Origin of the sequence: Streptomyces sp. NPDC059455, assembly GCF_042750115.1 — a bacterium.
Taxonomy (GTDB): Bacteria; Actinomycetota; Actinomycetes; order Streptomycetales; family Streptomycetaceae; genus Streptomyces; species Streptomyces endocoffeicus.
The window spans coordinates 1-5416 of record NZ_JBHYVB010000380.1 but is presented as its reverse complement, the minus strand read 5'-3'; the positions used below and the strand labels follow the sequence as shown (position 1 = coordinate 5416).

The 5416-nt window shown below is 69.9% G+C and carries 3 protein-coding genes, 1 pseudogene and 1 riboswitch; of the genes and pseudogenes, 3 read left to right on the top strand and 1 reads right to left on the bottom strand.

Going from position 1 to position 5416, the window contains the following annotated elements:
* From ACFXB5_RS52395 to ACFXB5_RS52385, 3 genes and pseudogenes are all read left to right on the top strand, one after another.
* Positions 1-189 (top strand): annotated as a pseudogene (locus ACFXB5_RS52395) (ABC transporter ATP-binding protein); the annotation flags it as partial.
* A gap of 110 nt (positions 190-299) precedes the next feature.
* Positions 300-444, top strand: a riboswitch (cobalamin riboswitch).
* 134 nt (positions 445-578) lie between these two features.
* Positions 579-2993, top strand: coding sequence for a ribonucleoside-diphosphate reductase subunit alpha (locus ACFXB5_RS52390; RefSeq protein WP_385222892.1), 2415 nt, complete (start codon positions 579-581; stop codon positions 2991-2993).
* Positions 2994-3010: 17 nt separating this feature from the next.
* Positions 3011-4042: a ribonucleotide-diphosphate reductase subunit beta gene (locus ACFXB5_RS52385; protein WP_385222890.1), complete on the top strand. Its 1032-nt coding sequence runs from the start codon at positions 3011-3013 to the stop codon at positions 4040-4042.
* 102 nt (positions 4043-4144) lie between these two features.
* On the opposite strand, the gene def is transcribed toward ACFXB5_RS52385, so the two are convergent.
* Positions 4145-4774, bottom strand: a complete 630-nt coding sequence (gene def / locus ACFXB5_RS52380; RefSeq protein WP_385222887.1) for a peptide deformylase — start codon at positions 4772-4774, stop codon at positions 4145-4147.
* Positions 4775-5416: the final 642 nt, after the last annotated feature.

Below are 5416 nucleotides of genomic sequence, written 5' to 3'. Positions count from 1 at the left end.
CAGAAGCGCTCCGAGGCCCGGATCCGTGAGCTCCGCCAGGAGGCCGGCACGGTCTTCCTCGTCAGCCACAACAACAAGTCCATCCGGGACACCTGCGACCGGGTGCTGTGGCTGGAGAAGGGCGAGCTGCTGATGGACGGCCCGACCGACGAGGTCATCAAGGCGTACGAGAAGGAGACCGGCAAGTAGCTCCCGCTCGGGCGCCGCCTGACCAGGGCTCACACTCGCCAGGCCGGAACGCACTAGCACATTCATACGAAACTCCGCACCTCCGACACAAGATATGGGGGTGCGTGCGTCGGCCAACACAAGATGTATGCTCGTCCTCGCTGTCGCCGCAGGGGAATCCGGTGGGAATCCGGAACTGTCCCGCAACGGTGTACGTGTGCGCTTATCGCGGCGTACCCGTGAGTCCGAGCACCTGCCGACGGCCCTGTGAACACGTCCCCCGGCCTCGAGGGTTGGGCCGATGGACGCTGCGTGGTGTGCCTGGCGTACGAGGAGTGCGGCATCGGCATGTCCGTACGCGCCCATCGCACCACCCCTCGCGGCCCGGCCGAGCGAGGGAGAGCACCTCAGTGACCATCGCGCCCGCAGATCCGGTTTCAGAGCAGGCGGTTTCTCAGGCAGCGGTCGACGCGCCCGGAACCGCCCTGCTACGGACGCTCACCGGACTCACCGCCGATCTGCCCGCCACCGACCCCGGCAAGGTCGCGGCCGCCGCCCTGCGCGGCCGCCATCCCGGCTCGGACGAGGCGGAGTTGCGCGGGCTGGCGACCGAGGCGGCGGCCGGACTGATCGCCGAGGAGCCGGAGTACTCGCGGCTCGCGGCGCGGCTGCTGGCGCTCACCATCACGCAGGAGGCGGCCGGGCAGGGCGCGGTCTCCTTCTCGACCTCCGTCCGGGTGGGCCACCGCGAGGGCCTGCTCGCCGACTCCACCGCGGAGTTCGCCGCCGCCCACGCCGAGCGGCTGGACGCGCTGGTGGAGCGGGCCCTGGCCGACGGCGCCGACAACCGCTTCGGCTACTTCGGGCTGCGCACCCTCTACAGCCGCTATCTGCTGCGCCACCCCATCACCCGTCAGGTGATCGAGACCCCGCAGCACTTCCTGCTGCGCGTGGCCTGCGGACTCGCCGAGGACCACTCGGAGCGGGCGCTGGACGATGTGGCCGAGCTCTACCGGCTGACCAGCACGCTGTCGTATCTGCCCAGCTCCCCCACGCTGTTCAACTCCGGCACCCGGCATCCGCAGATGTCGTCCTGCTATCTGCTGGACTCCCCGCTGGACGAGCTGGACTCGATCTACAACCGCTACCACCAGGTGGCGCGGCTGTCGAAGCACGCGGGCGGCATCGGCCTGTCCTACTCCCGCATCCGGGCCCGCGGTTCGCTGATCCGGGGCACCAACGGGCACTCCAACGGCATCGTGCCGTTCCTGCGCACGCTCGACGCCTCGGTGGCCGCCGTCAACCAGGGCGGCCGGCGCAAGGGCGCGGCCTGTGTCTACCTGGAGACCTGGCACGCGGACCTCGAGGAGTTCCTGGAGCTGCGGGACAACACCGGCGAGGACGCCCGCCGCACCCACAACCTCAACATCGCCCACTGGATCCCGGACGAGTTCATGCGCCGGGTCGAGGCGGATGCCGACTGGTCGCTGTTCTCCCCGGCCGACGCCCCCGATCTGGTGGACCTGTGGGGCGAGGAGTTCGACGCCGCGTACCGCGGGGCCGAGGCCGAGGGGAAGGCCGTCAAGCAGGTCCCGGCGCGCCAGCTGTACGCCCGGATGATGCGCACCCTCGCGCAGACCGGCAACGGCTGGATGACGTTCAAGGACGCCGCCAACCGCACCGCCAACCAGACCGCCGAGCCCGGCAGGGTCGTCCACTCCTCCAACCTCTGCACCGAGATCCTGGAGGTCACCGACGACGGCGAGACCGCCGTGTGCAACCTCGGATCGGTCAACCTCGCCGCGCACCTGGGCGAGGACGGACAGCTGGACTGGGAGCGCCTGGACGCCACCGTCCACACCGCCGTGACCTTCCTCGACCGCGTGGTGGACATCAACTTCTACCCCACCGAGGAGGCCGGGGCCTCCAACTCCCGCTGGCGCCCGGTGGGTCTGGGCCTCATGGGGCTCCAGGACGTCTTCTTCCGGCTGCGGCTGCCGTTCGACTCGCCCGAGGCCACGGCGCTCTCCACGCGGATCTCCGAGCGCATCATGCTCGCCGCGTACGAGGCGTCCTGCGAGCTCGCCGAGCGCCACGGCCCGCACCCCGCCTGGGCCGAGACCCGCACCGCGCGCGGTGTGCTGCACCCGGACCACTACACCGACGCGGTGGCCACCTGGCCGGAGCGCTGGCAGGCGCTGCGCGCGCGGATGGCGAAGTCCGGGATGCGGAACTCGCTGCTGCTGGCGATCGCGCCGACCGCGACCATCGCCTCCATCGCGGGCGTCTACGAGTGCATCGAGCCGCAGGTCTCCAACCTCTTCAAGCGTGAGACGCTCAGCGGGGAGTTCCTCCAGGTCAACTCCTACCTGGTGGACGACCTCAAGAAGCTGGGCGTCTGGGACGCCCAGACCCGCGAGGCGCTGCGCGAATCCAACGGCTCGGTCCAGGACTTCTCCTGGGTGCCCGCGGAGGTACGGGACCTGTACCGCACCGCGTGGGAGGTCCCGCAGCGCGCCCTGATCGACATGGCGGCGGCCCGCACCCCGTACCTCGACCAGAGCCAGTCGCTGAACCTCTTCATGGCCTCGCCGACCATCGGCAAGCTCAGCTCGATGTACGCGTACGCCTGGAAGCGCGGCATCAAGACCACGTACTACCTGCGCTCGCGTCCGGCCACCCGGATCGCCCAGAGCGCCCGGGGCGGCGCCGCCGCCACCCCCGTTCCCACTCCCGCTCCCCTCCCCGTACAGCAGGCCCCGGCCGAGGCCGACGCGATCGCCTGCTCCCTGGAAAACCCCGAGTCCTGCGAGGCCTGCCAGTAATGCCCACCGCATCCGAGATGACCACCGTGAACACCGCGCCGGGCCACACCAAGAACCTGCTGGACCCCGGGTTCGAGCTGACCCTGCGGCCAATGCGGTACCCGCAGTTCTACGACCGCTACCGCGACGCGATCAAGAACACCTGGACCGTGGAGGAGGTCGACCTCCACTCCGACGTCGCCGACCTCGCCAAGCTCACCCCCGGTGAGCAGCACATGATCGGCCGCCTGGTCGCCTTCTTCGCGACCGGCGACTCGATCGTGGCCAACAACCTGGTGCTCACCCTCTACAAGCACATCAACTCCCCCGAGGCGCGGCTGTATCTGTCCCGGCAGCTCTTCGAGGAGGCGGTGCACGTCCAGTTCTATCTGACGCTGCTGGACACCTACCTCCCCGACCCGGACGACCGCGCCGCGGCCTTCGCCGCCGTCGAGAACATCCCCTCCATCCGGGAGAAGGCGGAGTTCTGCTTCCGCTGGATGGACTCGGTGGAGAAGATCGAGCGCCTGGAGACCAAGGAGGACCGCCGCCGCTTCCTGCTCAACCTGATCTGCTTCGCGGCCTGCATCGAGGGGCTGTTCTTCTACGGCGCCTTCGCCTACGTGTACTGGCTCCGCTCGCGCGGACTGCTGCACGGCCTGGCGACGGGCACCAACTGGGTGTTCCGCGACGAGTCGATGCACATGGAGTTCGCCTTCTCGGTCGTGGACACCGTCCGCGAGGAGGAGCCGGAACTCTTCGACGACGAGCTCCAGCGGCAGGTCACCGACATGCTGAAGGAGGCTGTCGAGGCGGAGCTGCAGTTCGCCCGCGATCTGTGCGGGGACGGGCTGCCGGGCATGAACACCGCGTCGATGCAGGAGTATCTGCAGTGCGTGGCCGACCAGCGCCTGCAGCGGCTCGGCTTCGCCCCGGTCTTCGGCTCGGAGAACCCGTTCTCCTTCATGGAACTGCAGAACGTCCAGGAGCTGACCAACTTCTTCGAGCGGCGCGCCTCGGCGTACCAGGTCGCGGTCGAGGGGTCGGTCGCCTTCGACGACGACTTCTGATGCCGGACGGCTTCTGACGTCAACAGGGCGGGCCGGATCCCGAGGGACCCGGCCCGCCCTGTGAGGTACCTGTGAGGTACGGCACACTCAGTCGTTCGGCACTCAGTCGTTCGGCACCGTCTCATAGCGGGCGGTGCCCTCGGCCATCTGCTTCAGCACATCCTTACGGTCGCGCTTGGAGAGCCGGTCGATGTAGAGGTAACCGTAGAGGTGATCGGTCTCGTGCTGCAGGCAGCGCGCGAAGTAACCGGTGCCGCGCACCGCGATCGGCTCACCGTCGAGGTCCTGGCCGCGCACCACCGCGTAGTCGGGGCGGGCCAGCTCCGCGTAGGCCGTGGGGACCGACAGACAGCCCTCGTTGGAGTCGTCCAGCACCCGGCGGTCGGCGGGCAGCTCCTCCAGCACCGGGTTGCACACCACGCCCACATGGCGAACGCCCTCGTCGTCCATGCAGTCGTAGACGAAGACCTTAAGGTCGACACCGATCTGGTTGGCGGCCAGGCCCACGCCCTCCGCCGCCCGCTGGCTGGCGAACATGTCGTCGACGAGCCGCGCCAGCTCCTCGTCGAACACGGTCACGTCCCGGCACTCCTTGTGCAGGACCGGGTTGCCGTGCACGGTGATCGGGCGGGCGGTGCCGCGCTCGCGGAAGGCCCGCTCGCGCTCCTCGCAGTCCTCCGTGTCCACGATGAACTCGTCGTCCACCCGCTGCTTCGTCCCTTGCTGCGACATCTTCCGCCGTACGCCTTCCTTCAACCGTGATGCGTCGCCCTACAGGGTACGGGCACGACGCGGCGGGATGCGGTGCGCTTACGCGGTGTGACCGGGCCGCTGGCGGATCTTTCCCCTCCCCGCCCCTTCCCGCTACCAAGGGCTCCGCCCCTGGACCCCTGGGGTCGACGGGCCGACCCTCGCCGCGAACAGCTCACCGGCCACGACGCCGACCGCGTCATCTGCGGCGCGGTGATCGAGCGGCCGGCCGGTGACCAGGGCGCGCGCCAGTGCGTCCGCGGGACAGGCGGCGAGGATGTGAGCACCGGCACTGGCGAGCTGATCGCGGTCGGCACGCGGGCGCGGCGGATGGCCGGGCACAGCCGGGGCGCCCGGCCAGGGTCTGGGGCGAAGCCCCAGCCAGGGGCCTGAGGCAGCCCGAATCCGGAGCTCGGGGCAGCGCCCCAACCCGGGACCCGGGGCGGAACCCCAACCCGGGCCCCGAGGCAGAACCCCGATGCGGGGTCTGGGGCGAAGCCCCGGTACGGGGCCTGAGGCAAAGCCCCGGTACGGGGCCTGAGGCAAAGCCCCGATACGGGGCCTGAGGCAAAGCCCCGATACGGGGCCTGAGGCAAAGCCCCGATACGGGGCCTGAGGCAAAGC